This window comes from Phenylobacterium sp., from assembly GCF_016793225.1.
Taxonomy (GTDB): Bacteria; Pseudomonadota; Alphaproteobacteria; order Caulobacterales; family Caulobacteraceae; genus Phenylobacterium.
The window spans coordinates 1-3,082 of sequence record NZ_JAEUMN010000105.1 but is presented as its reverse complement, the minus strand read 5'-3'; the positions used below and the strand labels follow the sequence as shown (position 1 = coordinate 3,082).

5 protein-coding genes are annotated in these 3,082 nt (G+C 72.0%); all 5 read right to left on the bottom strand.

What is annotated here, in order from left to right; all coding sequences use genetic code 11:
- The coding region (gene leuB, locus JNK30_RS12350) for a 3-isopropylmalate dehydrogenase (protein WP_293482543.1) at positions 1-908 on the bottom strand (908 nt) is incomplete at its 3' end.
- Positions 909-1,053: 145 nt separating this feature from the next.
- Complete coding sequence (locus JNK30_RS12345; protein ID WP_293482542.1) at positions 1,054-1,356, bottom strand: putative quinol monooxygenase; 303 nt, start codon at positions 1,354-1,356, stop codon at positions 1,054-1,056.
- The gene (leuD, locus tag JNK30_RS12340; protein ID WP_293482541.1) at positions 1,353-1,964 is read right to left on the bottom strand and encodes a 3-isopropylmalate dehydratase small subunit; all 612 of its coding nucleotides are present in this window, start codon (positions 1,962-1,964) and stop codon (positions 1,353-1,355) included. Before leuD ends, JNK30_RS12345 begins: the two co-directional genes overlap by 4 nt.
- On the bottom strand, positions 1,964-2,827 hold the full coding sequence (locus JNK30_RS12335) for a VOC family protein (RefSeq protein ID WP_293482540.1): 864 nt from the start codon (positions 2,825-2,827) through the stop codon (positions 1,964-1,966). The genes leuD and JNK30_RS12335 overlap by 1 nt, the downstream gene beginning before the upstream one ends.
- On the bottom strand, positions 2,824-3,082 hold a 259-nt coding region (locus tag JNK30_RS12330), incomplete at its 5' end, for an aconitase family protein (RefSeq protein WP_293482539.1). The genes JNK30_RS12335 and JNK30_RS12330, both read right to left, overlap by 4 nt.

The following is a 3,082-nucleotide window of genomic DNA, read 5'->3' as shown; positions in this document are numbered from 1 at the left end:
AGCGCCATCTCGAACGACAGGATCGCCGCCAGCGGATTGGCCACGCCCTGGCCGGCGATGTCCGGCGCCGAGCCATGGATCGGCTCGTAGAGGCCGGGCGCGCCGGGGACGCCCAGCGCGGCCGACGGCAGCATGCCGAGGGATCCGGTGAGCTGCGAGGCCGCGTCCGAGAGGATGTCGCCGAACAGGTTGTCGGTGAGCAGGACGTCGAACTGCTTGGGCGCCTTGACGATCTGCATGGCGGCGTTGTCGGCGAGGATGTGGGTGAGCTCGACGTCGGCGTAGTCGCGCCGGTGCAGGTCGGTCACGACCTCGCGCCACAGCAGGCCCGAATCCATGACGTTGGACTTCTCGGCCGAGGCCACCTTGTTGCGGCGGCCGCGGGCGAGCTCGAAGGCCACACGGGCCACCCGTTCGATCTCGGCGGTGGTGTAGACCTGGGTGTCGACGGCCCGCTTGCCGCCGCCGGGCAGGTCCTCGATGAACCGGGGGCTTCCGAAGTAGATGCCGCCGGTCAGCTCGCGCACGATCATCAGGTCCAGGCCCTCGACCACCTCGCGCTTCAGGGTCGAGGCGTCGGCCAGGGGGCCGAAGCAGAGCGCAGGGCGCAGGTTGGCGAACACCTCCATGCCGGCGCGCAGGGCGAGCAGCCCGGCCTCGGGGCGCTTGTCGCGCGGGACGCCCGCCCACTGCGGGCCGCCGACGGCGCCCATCAGCACGGCGCGGGCGGCCTTGGCGGCGGCCAGCGCCTCGTCGGTCAGGGGGGTCCCGTGGGCGTCGTAGCTGCAGCCGCCGAACAGGCGCTCCTCGATCGTCAGGTCCGGCGTCAGCGCCTCGGCCACCCGGCGCACCTGCGCCGTCACCTCGGGCCCGATCCCGTCGCCGGGCAGGAGGAGCAGGTCGGTCATGGGTCGTCCTTTTCTAGGTCGTCATGGCCCGGCTTGTCCGGGCCACCCATTGGGCTGTGAGGGCCAGCCGCAGCATCGCCACGCTTTGCTTCACCTCACAGCCCAATGGGTCCCCCGGACAGGCCGGGGGATGACGCGCGGAGGGCTAAAGTGCGCGTTCGGAGGCGACCTCGTACAGGGTGAGCCTGCGGTCGAAAACCCCGAGCTCGGCGTTGGCGGCGCGCCACGTCTTCATGTGCGGGGCGCGGGCGTGCGCATCGAGCGCGGCCTGGTCGCGCCAGACCTCGAACACGCGGATCAGGCCCGGGTCCTGCACGTCGATCGCGTACGAATAGACAAGGCAGCCGTCCTCGGCGCGGCTGGCGGCCAGCATCGCGTCCTGGTGCGGCCGCAAGGCCGCCGCGTTCTCGGGCGGGACGCGGACGGTTCCGGCGACGACGACGCTCATGCGCCCTCCAGCCAGGGCTGCGCCAGCGCCCGTTTCATCTCGTAGGTGTCGATGTCGCCCGCGGCCTCCAGCGTCTCGCCGATGGCGTCCAGGCCCTTCAGCATCTTGGCCTTGCGCTGGGGATCGATGGTGAAGTGAAACACGGCGCCCGATGGCGACGTCACCGTCTGCGATTCCAGGTCGACGGACACGACGTGGTTGCCGCCCCGCGCCTCGTCCATCAGCTGCTGCACCTCGCCGGCCTTCAGCACCACGGGCAGAAGGCCGTTCTGGAAGCAGTTGTTGTAGAAGATGTCGGCGAAGCTGGTGCTGATCACGCAGCGGATGCCGAAGTCCATCAGCGCCCAGGGGGCGTGCTCGCGCGACGAGCCGCAGCCGAAGTTGTCGCCGGCGATCAGCACGCCCGCGCCCTTGTAGGCCGGCTGGTTCAGCACGAAGTCGGGTTTTTCGCGCCCGTCGCGGTCGAAGCGGTACTCGTAGAACAGGCCCTTCGCCAGGCCCGCGCGCTCGACCGTCTTCAGGAACTGCTTGGGGATGATCTGGTCGGTGTCGATGTTGGCCAGCGGCAGGGGCGCGGCGGGCGCATCGAGGCGGGTGAAGGCTTCCATCAGGCGGTTTCCTGCGTGGTCTGCTGGATCATGATGGTCGGCACGCCCGCGGGGGCGTCGCGGACGGTGAAGACCCTGGTGCCGGGCTTGCGGCCGGTGCGGACCTCGGAGACGTCGAAGCCGGCGGCCGCGATGCGCGCGGCGGCCGCGTCGGGGTCGTCGACCCGCCAGGCGAGGCCGCCCCAGCGGTCGGGCTTGCCCAGCGCCTCCAGGCTGGGCTCGCCGATCCGCGCGCCCATCTCCACCACCGCGTCGCCGCAGCGGAAGAAGAGCTGGCGGGCGTTCCAGGCGGAGTTCTCGCGGTCGAGCCGCAGGTCGAGGCCCAGCTTGGCGCCATAGACGCCGAGCGCCCGGTCGACGTTGCCCGTGGCGACCACGACGTGGTCCAGCTTCGCGATCGCGCCCGGCCCGGCGGGCTCGGACAGCGGCCACGGCTCCCCCTTCGGCGGCGCCATCAGGAGAAGCTGGAGGCCGCCCGTCGCGGCGGCGTCGAGGTTCGACCCCAGCCAGGTCCGCGTGCGCCCGTCGTCGGCGGTGGTGCGCACGGGCGCGGGCGGCGTGGCGCGGATGCCGCGTCGGGTCAGCAGGGCCGCGAAGGACTCGATCGGGTCGGCGGTGAACGCCACGGCCCAGACGCCTTCGCCGCGGGCGTCGAGGTGGGCGCGGATCGCGTCGGCGAAGGGGCCCTCGCCCTCGGGCGAGATGACGTCCAGCGCCATGTTCGGGAACTGGAACCAGGCCTGGCGCACGCCGCCGCCGCGCCCGATCCAGTTGGCCGGGACGCCCAGCATGCGGGCATAGCCGTCGACGGCGGCGTCGAGGTCGCGGACGACGAGAGCGACATGGTCGAGACCGGTGATCACAGGAAATCCCGCACGTCGGCGATGTGGCCGGCGATGGCGGCGGCGGCGGCCATGGCGGGGCTCATCAGGTGGGTGCGGCCGTCGCGGCCCTGGCGGCCCTCGAAGTTGCGGTTCGACGTGGAGGCGCAGCGCTGGCCGGGGGTCAGCTTGTCGGGGTTCATGCCCAGGCACATGGAGCAGCCCGGCTCGCGCCATTCGAAACCGGCGGCCAGGAAGATCTCGTCCAGGCCCTCGGCTTCCGCCTGGGCGCGGACG